The 15,052-nt window shown below is 64.2% G+C and carries 10 protein-coding genes; 6 read left to right on the forward strand and 4 right to left on the reverse strand.

The window, feature by feature from the left end:
• Positions 1 to 76 precede the first annotated feature (76 nt).
• The 5 genes from H4O11_RS01005 to H4O11_RS01025 all read left to right on the forward strand — a co-directional run bounded on the left by H4O11_RS01005 (position 77) and on the right by H4O11_RS01025 (position 4,963).
• Positions 77 to 1,336, forward strand: a complete 1,260-nt coding sequence (locus H4O11_RS01005; protein WP_182337584.1) for a DUF418 domain-containing protein — start codon at positions 77 to 79, stop codon at positions 1,334 to 1,336.
• Between the two features lie 170 nt (positions 1,337 to 1,506).
• On the forward strand, positions 1,507 to 2,880 hold the full coding sequence (gorA, locus tag H4O11_RS01010) for a glutathione-disulfide reductase (protein ID WP_182337585.1): 1,374 nt from the start codon (positions 1,507 to 1,509) through the stop codon (positions 2,878 to 2,880).
• 66 nt (positions 2,881 to 2,946) lie between these two features.
• Positions 2,947 to 3,867: a DMT family transporter gene (locus H4O11_RS01015; RefSeq protein WP_182337586.1), complete on the forward strand. Its 921-nt coding sequence runs from the start codon at positions 2,947 to 2,949 to the stop codon at positions 3,865 to 3,867.
• Positions 3,774 to 4,202, forward strand: a complete 429-nt coding sequence (locus tag H4O11_RS01020) for an MGMT family protein (RefSeq protein ID WP_182337587.1) — start codon at positions 3,774 to 3,776, stop codon at positions 4,200 to 4,202. The genes H4O11_RS01015 and H4O11_RS01020 overlap by 94 nt, the downstream gene beginning before the upstream one ends.
• An 89-nt stretch (positions 4,203 to 4,291) precedes the next feature.
• A complete protein-coding gene (locus H4O11_RS01025) occupies positions 4,292 to 4,963 on the forward strand; it encodes a rhomboid family intramembrane serine protease (protein ID WP_182337588.1) in 672 nt (223 codons plus the stop codon).
• Between the two features lie 50 nt (positions 4,964 to 5,013).
• Here the strand turns inward: H4O11_RS01025 and H4O11_RS01030 are convergent, their stop codons facing one another.
• Positions 5,014 to 6,597 (reverse strand): phytoene desaturase family protein, encoded by a 1,584-nt coding sequence (locus H4O11_RS01030; protein WP_182337589.1) that lies wholly within the window; start codon positions 6,595 to 6,597, stop codon positions 5,014 to 5,016.
• A gap of 82 nt (positions 6,598 to 6,679) precedes the next feature.
• Complete coding sequence (locus tag H4O11_RS01035; protein WP_182337590.1) at positions 6,680 to 7,174, reverse strand: VOC family protein; 495 nt, start codon at positions 7,172 to 7,174, stop codon at positions 6,680 to 6,682.
• 321 nt (positions 7,175 to 7,495) lie between these two features.
• Between H4O11_RS01035 and H4O11_RS01040 the strand changes: the two genes are divergently transcribed.
• Positions 7,496 to 10,525, forward strand: coding sequence for a TonB-dependent receptor (locus H4O11_RS01040; protein ID WP_182337591.1), 3,030 nt, complete (start codon positions 7,496 to 7,498; stop codon positions 10,523 to 10,525).
• A 135-nt stretch (positions 10,526 to 10,660) separates the two neighbouring features.
• On the opposite strand, the gene H4O11_RS01045 is transcribed toward H4O11_RS01040, so the two are convergent.
• Together H4O11_RS01045 and H4O11_RS01050 are read right to left on the reverse strand one after the other, a co-directional pair.
• Positions 10,661 to 12,667 carry a M13 family metallopeptidase gene (locus H4O11_RS01045; protein WP_182337592.1) on the reverse strand — a complete coding sequence of 669 codons (2,007 nt, stop codon included), beginning with the start codon at positions 12,665 to 12,667 and terminating at the stop codon, positions 10,661 to 10,663.
• 178 nt (positions 12,668 to 12,845) lie between these two features.
• Entirely contained in the window at positions 12,846 to 14,945 is a 2,100-nt protein-coding gene (locus H4O11_RS01050) for a M13-type metalloendopeptidase (RefSeq protein ID WP_182337593.1), read from the reverse strand.
• Between the last annotated feature and the right edge of the window lie 107 nt (positions 14,946 to 15,052).

Genomic DNA, 15,052 nt, shown 5'->3' on the forward strand with positions numbered 1-15,052 from the left:
CGGCCAGGTCCCGTTCTCCCGGTCTTTTCCTGCGGCGTGAGGCGGTTCCACCTGTTTGCCGCATCTCCCCCGCATAATGACCCTCCTTGATCCCGGATTTCCCGTGACTACCGCGTCTTCGTCCTTGCAGCCACTGCCGGCGGCCGACCGCATCACCGTGATGGACGTCCTGCGCGGGGCGGCCCTGCTGGGCATCCTGCTGATGAACATCGAAGCCCTTGCCGGCCCGCTCGATCTTTCCTTCACCGGCATCGACCCGCGCTGGCACGGGATCGACTACGCGGCTGACGCGCTGGTCTACGTGCTGGTCCAGGGCAAGTTCTTCCTGTTGTTCTCGCTGCTGTTCGGTGCCGGCTTCGCCGTGATGGCGCAGCGTGCGCTGGACAGCGGCCGTGCGTTTGCGCCGCTCTACCTGCGGCGCAGCCTGGCACTGTTACTGATCGGTACCTGCCATGCCGTGCTGGTGTGGTCCGGTGACATCCTGGTGATGTATGCCGTGCTGTCTTTCCCGTTGCTGGCCTGCCGCCGGTTGCCAGTGTCGGCGTTGCCGGTGGCCGGCGGGCTGGCGTATGCATTCGCGGTCGGCTTGAGCCTGCTGTTCGCACTGGTGGTATGGGCAGCAGGGCGCGCTGATCCCACCGCACTGGACAGCGCCGGCGCCATGCGCGCCGCACAGGACATCATCCAGGCACAGCGGCTGGCCTATGGACAGGGCAGTTGGGCCGAGGCCAGCCTGCAGCGCTTGTCGGACCTGCGGCATATGTTCGGCGGCATCCTGGTGACCGGTCCTGAGATATTCGGCATGTTCCTGATCGGCGCCTGGTTCGCGCGTCGTGGCGTCCTTGCCGATCCTGCGCGGTTCGAAGCGCTTTATGCGCGGCTGCGTTGGGTTGCCTTGCCGGTGGGCTTGCTGCTGATGCTGGCCAGTGCGGCGTGGCATCCGTACCTGGCGCCTGGTCAGTTCACCCCGGCGACTGGGCTTTCCTATGCATTGGCTGCAGTCGCCAGCCTGCTGATGTGCCTGGGCTACCTGGCGTGGATCGTGCGCGCGCGCAGCGCGCTGGGCTGGTTGGCCGCCCCGGGACGTATGGCGCTCACGCATTATCTGCTGCAGTCGCTGCTGTGCACGTGGATCTTCTACGGGTACGGCCTGGGCTTCTTCGAACAATTGCCGCGCGCCTGGCAGGTGCCGTTTGCGTTGGCGGTGTTTGGCGCGCAGGTGTGGCTAAGCCATGCCTGGCTGGCACGTTTTCGTTTTGGCCCGGTGGAGTGGTTGTGGCGGGCGTCGACCTATCTGCGCCTGCCATCGATGCGGCGTGCGGTAGCGGGCGGCTGAGCCCGCGCTGCGCACGTGCATGTTGCGCGACCTGCAGTACATCGTGGCATCGTCACGTCTGGCACGTGGCAGGTCATGGCATGCTCCTTGTCGACGCGAGTGCCGGCACCGGCCAACCGATGGCCGACCCTGCGCGACGCGCTGGTTCCGTAACGATTTGAGCGACTCCAATGACCAATACCCGTGATGACCGCTATGACTATGACCTGATCGTCCTTGGAGGCGGCTCTGGCGGGCTGGCGGTGGCGTTTCGTGCGGCACAGCATGGCAAGCGTGTTGTCATGCTGGAGCCGGACGAGCTGGGTGGAACCTGCGTCAATGTCGGTTGTGTGCCCAAAAAGGCGATGTGGCTCGCGGCCGACCTGGCCGGACGCATCGGCCTGGCACGCGCAATGGGCTTCGACGTGCCGTTGCGGCCGTCGCTGTCCTGGAAGGAACTGGTGGTGCATCGCCAGGGCTACATCAGCAACATCCACGCCAGCTACCGCAAGCGGCTGGATGAGTCCGGCGTGGTGCGCGTGCCACGACGCGGGCGCCTGGTCGATGCACACACGGTGGAATGCAGCGACGGGGTGCGCGTCAGCGGCGCGCATGTCGTGCTGGCCACTGGTGCCCACCCGCAGCGGCCGGACATCCCTGGCGCGGAGCTGGGCCTGGTATCGGATGACTTCTTCAATCTCTGCCACGCACCCGCCGAGGTCGCCATCGTCGGCGGCGGTTACATTGCCGTGGAGCTGGGAGGGCTGCTGCAGGCACTGGGCAGTCGTGTCACGCTGCTGGTACGCGGCAGTCGCCTGCTGGACCGTTTCGACGGCGAGTTGGCGGCGCAACTGGCCGAGAACCTGGTCCAGCAGGGCGTGCGCATCGAGTTCAATTACCGCCTGCGCGAACTGCAGCGTGATGGGGATGGAAAGCGCGTGCGTGTGCTCGGCCACGATGGTCCGTTGGACAGTGTGTTCGACGATGTGTTCTTTGCCATAGGCCGTCGCGGGAATTCCAGCGATATCGGTCTTGAGGACGTGGGCGTGGAGGTTGGCGATCGCGGCGAGGTCGTGGTCGACGCATGGCAGGCCACTGCGGTGCCGAGCGTGCATGCGGTCGGTGATATCGCCGGCAAGGTCGGGTTGACCCCGGTGGCGATAGCCGCTGCACGACACCTGGCCGATCGCCTGTTCGGAGGCAAACCGGACGCAAAGATGGATTACGACAACGTTCCCAGCGTGGTGTTCACGCACCCCCCTCTGGGCCAGGTCGGACTGGGCGAGGACGAGGCGCGCGAACGCTACGGTGATGTGCGGGTGTACCGCAGCAGCTTCCGCCCGATGCTGCAGGCGTTGGCTGACGGCACCCAGCGCAGCCTGTTCAAGCTGGTCTGTGCCGGCCCGGAAGAGCGCGTGGTGGGCGTGCACCTGCTGGGCGAGGCGGCTGACGAGATCCTGCAGGGCTTCGCAGTGGCAGTGAAGATGGGGGCGACCAAGGCACAGTTCGACGCCACGGTGGCGATCCATCCGACCTCGTCGGAAGAGATCGTCCTGATGCGCTGAAGCGTCCGGTGGCGGCGGCCGCCCCGCATCATCCACCGCATCGCACATGAGACAATGGCGCGCCAGATGTCCACGCCCATGCCGCCGCTTGCCACGTCCTCCTCCCGCATCGCACTGGGGGGAATAGGGCTGGCCGCCGTCGGCGCAGTGGCTGCCTCGGGCAAGGCCATCATCGTCAAGCTGGGCCTGCGCCACGGCGTGGATGCGACCACGCTGCTGGCGCTGCGGATGGCGATGGCGTTTCCCTTGTTCCTGCTGCTGGCATGGTGGTCGTCGCGACGTGCCGCGCCGCTGGGCTGGGCTGATCGTGCACGCATCGCGTGGCTGGGCTTCACCGGCTACTACCTGTCCAGCTGGCTGGATTTCCAGGGCCTGCAATACATCAGCGTGACCCTTGAACGGCTGATCCTGTATCTCAATCCGACCCTGGTGCTGTTGATCAACGTGCTGCTGGCGCGGCAGCGTCCCGGACGCTGGCAACTGGTGGCGCTGGGCCTGAGCTATGCCGGCGTGCTGGTGGCCTTCGGGCACGACCTGCAGCGCGAAGGCGGCCAGATCGTGCTCGGCAGCCTGCTGGTGCTGGGCAGTGCGCTGAGCTACGCGCTGTACCTGTTCGGCAGCGGGCAGGTGGTGGCGCGCGTGGGCGCGGTGCGGCTGACCGCCCAGGCCAGCTGCGTGGCCTGTGGGCTGGTGCTGCTGCATTTCGGCCTGACCCACCCGTGGCCATTGCTGTGGCAGGCCCCCGTGGCCGTGCAATGGTTGTCGCTGCTCAACGCCACCGCATGCACGTTGCTGCCGGTACTGGCGATCATGCTGGCGGTCAAGCGCATCGGCTCGTCGTTGGCGGCACAGGTCGGTATGCTCGGTCCGGTATCCACCATCGTGATGAGTCTATGGCTGCTGGACGAACCAATGGGCCCGGCGCAGATCGCCGGCACCGTCCTGGTGCTGTGCGGCGTGCTGCTGGTGACGCGGCTGCGCCGCTGAGCGCGGAAGAATCGCGCCTGCGCATCCTGGCGGTGATCCGCGCGATACCCGCGGGGCAGGTGATGGGCTATGGCGAAGTCGCGCTGAAGGCGGGCCTGCCCGGACGTGCGCGGCTGACGGCGCGCGTGCTGGGTGGCAACGACGATCCGCACCTGCCCTGGCACCGCGTGCTGCGTGCCGATGGCCGCATCGCCATGCCAGAGGGATCGCGTGGCTGGCGCGAGCAATGCCAGCGTCTGCGCGCCGAGGGCGTGGTGGTGGAAAACGGACGCGTGCGTCGGCCCCGTCATGATCCCGTGCAGGCCCTGGATGCGGCGATATGGGGGCCGCGCTGAGCACGGCGGCGCGCTGAACGCCGATGGTGGAAATGGCCGACAGGATCGGGCACTGCGGCTATGATGGAGGTTGATCCAAAGGGTGCCCCATGTTCCCGCGACTGCCAACCGTCACCAAGGCGCTGCTGATCGCCAATGCGATCCTGTTCCTGCTGCAGCAGCCTTTCCTGCTCGGCGATGCCACGTTTGCACCGTTCATGCTGCAGCCGTTGCAGCAGGGCTTCGATGCGTTTTCGCCCGGCGGCAACTTCCAGCCCTGGCAGTTGCTCACCTATGGCTTCCTGCACGGCAGCTTCGGCCACCTGTTCTTCAACATGCTGGCGGTCTTCATGTTCGGCGCGCCGCTGGAGCAGACCTGGGGCGAAAAGCGCTTCCTGATCTACTACCTGGTCTGCGTGGTCGGCGCTGGCCTGTGCCAGTTGCTGGTCGGTGCCCTGATGGCCAACCCGGCGACGGTGCTGGGTGCCTCCGGTGGTGTGTTCGGCCTGCTGCTGGCCTATGGCATGTTGTTCCCGAACCAGCGGGTAATGCTGCTGTTCCCGCCGATCCCGATGAAGGCGCGCACCTTCGTGATCCTGTTCGGCATCGGTGAACTCGTGCTGGGCGCCACCGGCTGGCAGCCAGGCGTGGCGCATTTCGCGCATCTGGGCGGCATGCTGTTCGGCTGGCTGCTGATCCGCTACTGGCGCGGGCAGCCACCGTTCAACAACCGTCGTCCACCCGGACCACCAAAGCGCAAGAACCACCTGCGCAGCGTGTAAAAAAGGGGACGGAGGGGATTAAAGCGACTTAATCCCCTCCGTCCCCTTTTTCAGTGGTCGGCCAGGATCACCTGGGCTGCGTTGTGGCCTGGCGCCCCGGTGACACCGCCCCCCGGATGCGTGCCTGCCCCGCACAGGTACAGGCCTGGCAGGGCACCGCGGTAGCCCGCCTGGCCAATCATCGGCCGTGCGGCGAACAACTGGTTGAGGCTCAGCGCGCCATGGAATATGTCACCACCTACCAGGCCAAAAGTACGTTCCAGATCCAGCGGTGACAGGATCTGGCGGCCGAGCACGCTGGCAGTGAAACCCGGCGCATATCGCTCCACGGTGGCAACCATCAGATCGGCCACCTCTTCGCGGCACATGTCCCAGCTGCGGCCGTCAGGCAATACCGGCGCTACGTGCTGGCAGAACAGGCTGGCCACGTGGGCACCCGGTGGCGCCAGTGAATCGTCCAGCGTGCTGGGGATCAACATCTCCACGATGGGCTCGCGCGACCAGCCGAAGTGGCGCGCGTCCTGCCAGGCGCGGTCCATGTAATCCAGGCTGGGCGCGAGGATGATGCCGGCGGTCAGCTGATCGCCGCTGCCGGGCAGTGCGCTGAAGTCTGGAAGTCGTGCCAGTGCCACGTTCATGCGGAACGTCCCAGACCCGCAGCGCCAGTGCGCCATGCGCTCGCGGGTAGCGTCCGGTACCTGTTCGGGCGCCAGCAGGCCCTCGTACAGCAGTTTCGGATTGACGTTGGCGACGACGCACTTCGCTTCGATCACCTCGCCATTCTGCAGTGCCACGCCGACCACGCGTCCGTTCTCCACCAGCAGGTGCTGCACGGCGGCGTCGACCCGGATCGTCGCCCCCGCTTCGCGCGCGGAAGCCGCCATGGCCTGGGTGATCGCACCCATGCCGCCGAGGGCATGGCCCCAAGCTCCTTTTACGCCGTTGCATTGGCCGAATACATGGTGCAGCAGTACGTAGGCGCTGCCCGGTGTATACGGACTGGCATAGTTGCCGACCACGCCGTCGAAGCCGAACAGGGCCTTGATCGGTTCGCTTTCAAACCAGCGATCCAGATACTCGGCGGCCGACAAGGTGAACAGGTCGAGGAGCTCCTGGCGCAGTGCGGGGCTCAGCGCGGCCAGTTCGCGACCGAGGCGGCCCATCTGCCACAGCGCGGGCAGTGCCTGCCAGCCTGGCTGGGCGCCCAGGTCGGGTGGGGCGCGCAATGCCCAACTGCGCAACACATCGGCGAACAGCTCCAGACGCTGTTCATAGGCGGGCAGGGCGGCCGCATCACGACGCGAGAACTTCGCTACTTCAGCGGCTGTTCGCCCGGCCGCGGCAAGCAGGTAACGCCCGTCGGGGAGGGGCAGGAAATTGTTGGCCCGGCGCAGGACGGTGCGCAGCCCATGCCGCTCCAGTTGCAGGTCCTGGATGACCTTGGGTTGCAGCAGCGACACCGTGTAGGACGCCACCGAGTTGCGGAAGCCGGGATGGAATTCTTCGGTTACGGCGGCGCCGCCGACCACGGCGCGTCGTTCCAGTACCAGCACGCGCTTCTTCGCCTGTGCGAGATAAGCGGCACAGACCAGTCCGTTATGGCCGCCGCCGACAATGATGGCATCCCATGTCATCGCTATCTCCCGAAAGAGCGTGGGCGGAGGGGATCAATTCGATATCCGCACGGTGCCGGTAGGCGAAGTCGAAAGCGACGTATCAATCGCTTCCGTCTCCTTTCCCGATTGCCGCTTCGATGGCGGAGATATCGATCTTCTTCATGGTCATCATTGCATCGAAGGCGCGCTTGGCCAGTGCCTGATCGGAGCTGGTGACGGCCTCGACCAGCACGCGGGGGCTGATCTGCCAGGACAGCCCCCAACGATCCTTGCACCAGCCGCAGGCGCTTTCCTGGCCGCCGTTGTCGACGATGGCGCTCCACAAGCGGTCGGTTTCTTCCTGGGTTTCTGTGGAGATCTGGAACGAGAACGCTTCGGACTGCTTGAATGCTGGTCCCCCGTTGAGACCCACGCAGGGAATGCCGCAGACGGTGAACTCGACTGTCAGTACGTCGCCTTGCCTGCCGCTTGGAAAGTCGCCGGGGGCGTGATGGATGGCGGTTACCGCGCTGTCAGGAAACACGCTGGCATAGAAGGTAGCGGCCTCCTGTGCGTCGCTGTCGTACCAGAGGCAGATCGTATTCTTGTAGGCCATGACCGGGCTCCGCAAGGTGGCGGGTGCGCACCATTACCACGATTGATGTTAACGCGTGATCAGTCGCAGCGACGCAATGCGCCATATATTCATGGCTGGAGTCGGAAGCATTTTTGTGTAGAAAATTCCGGAACGTACGTCACAAGTTTTTGATCGGCGTGTCGATGAATATGTTCAAAAAATTGGACGGCCATTTTTCGTTCAACTTCCGTTGCAATTTCATAAAGGTTGTACTTAGTATCGATTCATCTGCAATCAAACGTTCACGTTTTTGTGGTGCGGATGACACACGTGGTTGCCTCTTATGAACAAGGGAATTTCATGATCTCCAGCAAGCAGGCCGCAAGGCTGAAACGCACGGCACTCGCCGTTGTCCTGACCTCTTTCGTAGGTGCTGCCGCAGCGCAGAGCACTACGGGTTCTCTCTACGGCAACGCACCGGCCGCCGCAGGCACCACGGTGGTCGTGCAGAGCGATACGGGCCTGACGCGCAGTGCAAGCGTGGACGCGAATGGTCGTTACAACCTTGGCTCGCTGCCAGTGGGTCGCTACAGCATCTCGCTGCAGCGCGATGGCCAGGTGGTCGAGCGTCGCGAGAATGTCCAGTTGCGGGTCGGCGTGGGTACCGAAGTCTCCTTTGGCGGTGGCGGCGATGCGACGACGCTGGGCGCGGTGAACGTCACTGCGGCCAACATACCGAAGATCGACGTGAGCAATACCGTTTCCCGTTCGGTCATCACCTCCGAGCAATTGGACGTGCTGCCCCTGGGGCGCAGCGCCGAAGCCATCGCCCTGCTCGCACCGGGCGTTGTTGCTGGCAGCAGTGCATTCACCAACGGCTCGCGTTCGGTACTGTCCTTCGGTGGCTCCAGCGTCACCGAGAATGCGTACTATCTCAACGGCTTCAATGCCTCCAACCCATTGAGCAACCTGGGTGGCGTCAGCCTGCCGTATGGCTCGATCGACCAGCAGGAAACCTACACCGGCGGCTACAGCGCCAGCTACGGTCGTTCCACGGGTGGTGTGATCAACCAGCTCGGCAAGCGCGGCACCAACGAATGGCACTTCGGTTTCCAGAGCACCTGGTCGCCGGACACGCTGGCGGCGTCGGCGGCAACGGTGATGCATCCCGACCGTGCACTCCCTGCAGGCTACGAGTATGACGACCCGAGCCGGCCGGGCACGCTGTATCGCTACCGCCACAACGACACGGCGACGCGGACCACGGTCAGTGGCTATGCCAGCGGCCCGCTGATCGAAGACCGCCTGTTCATCCACCTGGCGGCGGAAACCGACAAGACTGACGGTGTGTCCACCAACAGCGTCGCCGCTGCGCAGCAGGCACGTGACAATTACAGCATCGACACGCCGAAGTTCTACGGCAAGATCGACTGGAACATCAACGACAGCAACACGCTGGAATACACCCGCGTGCAGAATACCGACCGCCAAAGTGGTTACTACACGGCGTTCGACTATGACACCCTGTCCGAGGGCGAACGCACGGGAACGTACCCGAACACCACGAAGGTGAAAGATGACTACGACATCTTCAAGTTCACCAGCTACCTGACCGACGACCTGACCCTGAGCGCGGTGTGGGGACGCAGCAAGCAGAGCAACCTGGAGTCCAATCCGCTGGAGTCGGGCAATCCGTACATCAGCGGAGCGAACAGCCAGGATCCTTCCATCACCGGCGGCAGCCCCATCCGCAATGACCAGCCGGCGCAGTATACGAAGGCCGATGATGCCGGCAGCAAGACGCGCGGCCTGCGCGTCGACCTGCAGTACCGCATCGGTGATCACGAGATCACTGGTGGTATCGACAACATGTATTACCAGGCGCATAACGAAGGCCAGGCGATGACCGGGCCCGGCTATGCCTGGTATTACCAGCGCGTAGCGCCCGGTGAGTCGCCGAGCCCGGGATTCGGCATCACGCCCCCGGGCGGCGATGGTTACTTCGCCTACAAGTACATTTTCTCCACCACCACCAGCATGTCGGTCGAGCAGAAGGCGTATTACCTGGAAGACCGCTGGCAGGTAACGCCGAACTGGCTGGTGACCCTCGGCATCCGCAACGACAAATTCACCAACTTCAACAGTTCGGCCGTTCCCTACGTGGAAAGCGGCGACCAGTGGGCACCACGCCTGGGCGTCAGCTGGGACGTATTCGGTGATTCGTCATTGAAGATATTCGCGAACCTGGGTCGTTACTACCTGGCCCTGCCGAACAGCGTCGCGATCCGTGGCGCCTCCGCATCGACCTATACCCGCGAGTACTTCACCTACGGCGGCATCGATGCCAATGGCAATCCGACCGATCTGACTGCCCTCGGGCCAGGCCCGGTGTCCTCCAATGGCGAATACGGCGCGACGCCGGATCCGCTGTCCGTGGCACCCACGGACCTGAAGTCGCAGTACCAGGACGAGCTGATCCTGGGCTTCGAGAAGACCCTGGGTTCGGCCTGGAACAGCGGCGCGAAGTTGACCTACCGTCGGCTGCAGTCGGCGATCGATGACACCTGTGACGCCGATCGCATCTACGACAAGCTCGACGCGATGGGCGTGGATTCGAGCGGCATGGAGGTTCCCGGCTGCGTGATCTTCAACCCGGGCAAGACCAATACCATCATGGTCAAGCACAGCGATGGGTCGGGCTACACCCCGGTCCGGATGAGCGCGAACGATTGGGGTTATGGCAGCAACAAGGCCAAGCGTGACTATGTCGCGGTGGATCTGTTCATCGAGCACCCGATGAGCGACAAGTGGTACGGACGGGTGGACTACACCTGGTCGCGCAGCTTCGGCAACACCGAGGGCCAGGTGAAGTCGGACATCGGCCAGGATGATGTATCCAAGACCCAGGACTGGGATGCGGCGACCATCATGGAGTACGCGGGCGGGTATCTCGCCAATGATCGCCGGCACCAGTTGAAGGGATACGGCGCGTATCAGTTCAATGATGAGTGGATTGCTTCGGCGACCCTGAGCATCATGTCCGGCATGCCCAAGAGTTGCCTTGGCTACTACGGCACCGATGAAAGCGACCCGCTCAATGGTTACGGTTCGTCGTACCACTATTGCAACGGCAGCTTCTCGCGTCCGGGCGATGCAGGGCGCCAGCCGTGGACGACGCGTGTGGACCTGGGCGTGATGTATCGCCCGGCATTCGCCGACCACAAGCTGTCCTTCGGCCTGGACGTGTTCAACGTGCTGAACCAGCGTCGCCAGATCCAGTCCGAAGCACAGTACGAAGAGGGTCCGTATACCGTGTCCAACACCTACAACATGGGCACCTACTTCAGCACGCCGCGTTCGGTTCGACTGAGTGCGTCCTACGACTTCTGACCGTAGCGTGTAGAGGCTTTCTCTTTTTTTGTTGTGACACATTCGACCCCGGCATCCTGCCGGGGTCTTTTTTGGGGCTGGACAGTAAAAAAGGGCGCCCATGGGGCGCCCTCGAGTTCATGTCAGTAATGGGGATCAGTGCCAGACGCGGATCTGTTCGGCCTCGATGCGCTGCATCGGCTGGCCCGGCTTGCAGCTGAAGCTGGCAGAGAACGCCGGCAGGTTGGACAGCGGTCCGTTGGTACGCCACTTGCCCGGCGCGCGGATGTCCGCTCCCACGCGTGCCACGGCCTCGTTGGGCGACAACTGCTGGCCCCACAGCGCCGCCCAGGCGCTGAAGAAGGCCTGCTGGTCTGCCGGCTTGGCATTGGGTTCCAGCGCCGCGTAGGCCTCCCAGGCCAGCTCCAGCCCGGCCAGGTCCGCCAGGTTTTCTTCCTGGGTCAGCGTGCCGTTGACCTTGGCTCCCTTCACGCCCGGGAAGTCATAGCTGCCGTACTGCGCCGCAACCCGGCTGCCCAGCAGCGTCCAGGCGGTCTTGTCGGCCGGGCTCCACCAGCTGCGCAGTTCGCCGCGGGCATCGATCAGCGCGCCCTTGGCGTCGATGGCGCGGGTCAGCTCATGGCCGACCAGTGCGCCATAGCTGCCGTACTTGTTGGCTGCGTTGGCCTGTGCGCTGAAAATTGGCTCCTGCAGTGCGGCGGCGGTGACGATCAGGCGGTTCTGCGCCAAATCGTATGCCAGTGACGGCTGCTGCGGCAGCACGTCCCAGCGACGGTCGGCGTTGCCCTTTCCGATGCGCTTCATCTCCTCGCGGTGGCGCCAGGTGGAGGCGATCAGCATGTTGCCACCGAAGCTGCCACGGCCCATCGGTTGCACGCTGTAGTCCAGGTCGCGCAGGGGGGTGCCGATCTCGATCTTCATCGCGCCCAGCTTGGCCTGTGCTTCAGCCTTGGCTTCTGCGCTCAGCCAGGTGCTGCGCTTGAGGGCTTCGATCTGCGTTTCACGCAACTTGTCGATGATCACCGCTGCCTGGCGGCGATCTTCGCCCGACAGGTGCCTGGCGGCATATTCACGGCCGAGCATCGGACCGGCCGCTACGTTGATCGCATCCAGCACCTGCTCCCAGCGCGCCGCAGGCAGGGTCTGCCCGCGCAGCACGCGGCCGCGGAATTCGAACTCGGCATCGCGGTAGGCCTTGGACAGGTACGGTGCCATCGCATCACCCACGCGCCAGCGCAGGTAAGCCTTCCACTGGTCCGGCTTGATCCGGGTGACCATGCCGTCCAGCGCCTTGAACAGGGATTCGTCGGACAGCGACACCAGGTCGTCCTTCACTCCCTGTACCTTCAGGAAGGCGTCCAGCTGCAGGTTTTTGTAACGGCCGTTGAGATCCTTGGTGGAGATCGGCGCGTAGTTGCGGAACGGATTGTTGAGGTCGGCCAGTGACTGGGCATTGCGCGCCAGTTCGGTTTCCAGCGCGATCACCGCCTGCGATTCGGCGTCCAGCTTGTCGGCCGGGGTGCCGGTCAGGGCCAGGATCTGTTTGACATAGGCGCGGTAACGCCCGATCACCGCCACTGTATCGGCATCGGTGCGGGTGTAGAACGCCGGGTCTGGCAGGCCCATGCCGCCCTGCATGAAATAGCCGATATGGCGGTCCAGCGCCTTCAGGTCCACGTCCGGGCCGAAGTTGAAAGCTACCGGAATGCCGACCTGGTGCAACGCCGCGAAGGAGGCTGGCACGTCCTTGGCCTTCTTGATCGCATTGATGCGGGTCAGCAGCGGAGCGATCGGATTGGAACCGTCGGCTTCCACTGCTGCCTCGTCCAGGCCGCTGGCCCAGAAGTCACCGAGCAGCTTCTGCACGTTGCCCTGCGGGCTGGCCATGGCGGCATCCAGCAGCTCGCGCTGCTGCAGGCGGCTGCGGTCCACCAACTGGCCCAGCGCCGTGGTGGCGCCGGTCTGCGGCACCGGATTGGCCTTCAGCCACGCTGCGTTGCTGTAATCGTAGAAGTCGGTGCACTGCGCGGTTACTGCCGGCGCACGTGCAGCCTTCTTCTTGGCGGCCAGCGCATCGTGTGCAGGAAACAGCATGGCCAGGCTGACGCCCAGGGATATGGCAAGCGGACGAAGATTGGGCATGGAAGAGCGAATCCATCGAGGATTGAGGGCTGCGGCACTATAGCAAGCCCGGGCCGAAGGCGGCGTGCTCCGGATGGGGGGATCAACGGCTGCTACCCACCCCATTCGGCAGCGCGTACCGGATACACAAAGGCCCGGGTTTCCCCGGGCCTTTGTGCGGTGCACTAGCGGTGGCGCGTTACCAGATCACGACCTGCGCATCGCCAGCGCGCGACATCGGCGTACCGGCCTTGCACTGGAACGCCGTGGCGAAGGTCGGCAGGTTCGACGGCGCACCCATCGCGCGGAACTGCGCCGGTGCATGCGGATCGGTGGTCAGGCGGACCTTTGCGTTCTCCGGGGTGTATTTGGTACGCCACACGGTGGCCCAGTTGAAGAAGAAGCGCTGGTCGCGGGTGAACCCGTCAACCTTCGGATCTTCCTTGCCGGCCGATGCTTTCTGCAGTGCATCGTAGGCCGTGGCAAGGCCGCCCAGGTCGGCGATGTTCTCGCCCAGCGTCAGGCTGCCATCGACGGCCTGGCCGTCCACCTTGTACCCGTTGAACTGCTTGACCAGCTTGCCGGTGAGGCCCGCGAAGTTCTTGCTGTCCGCCTCGGTCCACCAGTTCTCGAAGTTGCCGGTCGGCCCGAAACGGCTGCCCTGGTCGTCATAACCGTGGGTCATCTCGTGGCCGATCACCGCACCGATGCCGCCATAGTTCAGTGCGTCGTCGGCGTTGGGATCGAAGAACGGCGGCTGCAGGATCGCTGCCGGGAACACGATCTCGTTCTGCAGCGGGTTGTAGTACGCGTTGACGGTCTGCGGGGTCATGCCCCACTCGGTCTTGTCCACCGGCTGGCCGATCTTGGACAGGTCGAACTTGTAGTTGAATGCGTTGGCAGCATGCACGTTGCCGAGGAAGCTGTCACGGCCGGTATCCAGGCCCGACCAGTCGCGCCATTTGTCCGGGTAGCCGATCTTCGGCGTGAAGGTTTCCCACTTGGCAATCGCCTTGGCCTTGGTCTCGTCGCTCATCCACGTCAAACCCTGGATACGCTCCTTCAGCGAATCGGCAAGGTTCTTCACCAGCGTTTCCATCTTCGCCTTGGATTCCGGCGAAAAAGCGACCTTGACGTACAACTGGCCGAAGGCTTCGCCGGCGCCGTTCTCGATGGTGCCGAGCACGCGCTTCCAGCGTGGCTTCTGTTCCTTCTGGCCGTTGAGCGTCTTGCCGTAGAAGGCGTAGTTCTCATCGGCGAAGGCATCGCTCAGGTACGGCGAGGCGCTGTCCACGGTGTGGAAACGCAGGTAGGCACGCCATACGGCCGGATCGGTGTCGGCCAGTGCCTTGCTCACTTCTTCATGGAAGGCGGGGATGGCGAGCGAGAACTTCTCCGGTGCGGCTACGCCCTGCGACTTGAAGAACTCGGTCCAACTGAAGTTCGGGGTCAGCTTGTCGGCGTCGGCCAGGGTGACAGGGTGGTAATACAGCGAGACGTCCCGCGACAGCTCGACGCTGGACTTGGAGGCCTTGGCCAGGCGGGTTTCAAACTTGATGACCTCCTCGGCCTGGGTGGCGGCATCGGCGGCGGGCACGCCGGCCAGCTCCAGCACCTTGGCCACATGGGCCTGGTAGGCCTTCAGCTTGTCCGCTTTTGACGCGTCGGTATAGAAGGTCTTGTCCGGCAGGCCCAGGCCGCCCTGGCTGGCATAGGCCATGTTGACGGCGGAGTTCTGGAAGTCGGCTTCGGCACCGAAGCCGAACAGCACGTTCTCGCCCTTGGCGGCCGTGTCGCGCAGGTAGGCGGCGATCGCGTCCTTGTCGGACAGCGCGTCGATGGCAGTGAGGTCGGCCTTGATCGGCTCGATGCCCTGTTCGTTGATCCTGGTTTCATCCATGCCGGTGGCCCACAGGTCACCGACCACCTTTTCGATGTGGTTCGGATTCTTTACCTGCGCCACCTGCTCGGCCAACTGGTGTTGCACGGCGACCGAACGTTCGTCGAGGATGGTGAACGCGCCCCAGCTGGTGCGGTCGGCCGGGATTTCGTTGGAAGCCAGCCACTTGCTGTTGACGTAATCGCCGAAGGCCGTGCAGGCGTCCAGGCTGCTGTCCAGGTCACTGGCCTGGAAGGCGTTGTAGGCCGGAAGTTTGGACTGGTCCAGGGTGTAGGTGGTTTCGTTGGCGGCCGGAGTGGAGGCGGTGCCATCCGTGGCCGGGGTTTCGTTCTTGCCGCAGCCGACCAGCGCGGCCGAAACGGCCAGGGTCAGCAGGACGATCTTGGGAGTACGGGTCACTTTGTATGGCCTCCAGGCCGCGTGATGTCTGGGAATGGCCCTGCAAGGGCCATAGGGCGGACGATACGCCTCCGACCCCCCCTGCAAGGGTGTCGAAGGTCATGCCG

The sequence above is a fragment of the Stenotrophomonas tumulicola genome (assembly GCF_014117215.1).
Classification (GTDB): domain Bacteria; phylum Pseudomonadota; class Gammaproteobacteria; order Xanthomonadales; family Xanthomonadaceae; genus Stenotrophomonas; species Stenotrophomonas tumulicola.

Bases quoted from the DNA above. Each gene is read 5' to 3' on its own strand.
- H4O11_RS01005 (WP_182337584.1), top strand. From the start codon at position 77: ATGACCCTCCTTGATCCCGGATTTCCCGTGACTACCGCGTCTTCGTCC.
- gorA (WP_182337585.1), top strand. From the start codon at position 1,507: ATGACCAATACCCGTGATGACCGCTATGACTATGACCTGATCGTCCTT.
- H4O11_RS01015 (WP_182337586.1), top strand. From the start codon at position 2,947: ATGTCCACGCCCATGCCGCCGCTTGCCACGTCCTCCTCCCGCATCGCA.
- H4O11_RS01020 (WP_182337587.1), top strand. From the start codon at position 3,774: ATGGCTGCTGGACGAACCAATGGGCCCGGCGCAGATCGCCGGCACCGT.
- H4O11_RS01025 (WP_182337588.1), top strand. From the start codon at position 4,292: ATGTTCCCGCGACTGCCAACCGTCACCAAGGCGCTGCTGATCGCCAAT.
- H4O11_RS01030 (WP_182337589.1), bottom strand. From the start codon at position 6,597: ATGACATGGGATGCCATCATTGTCGGCGGCGGCCATAACGGACTGGTC.
- H4O11_RS01035 (WP_182337590.1), bottom strand. From the start codon at position 7,174: ATGGCCTACAAGAATACGATCTGCCTCTGGTACGACAGCGACGCACAG.
- H4O11_RS01040 (WP_182337591.1), top strand. From the start codon at position 7,496: ATGATCTCCAGCAAGCAGGCCGCAAGGCTGAAACGCACGGCACTCGCC.
- H4O11_RS01045 (WP_182337592.1), bottom strand. From the start codon at position 12,667: ATGCCCAATCTTCGTCCGCTTGCCATATCCCTGGGCGTCAGCCTGGCC.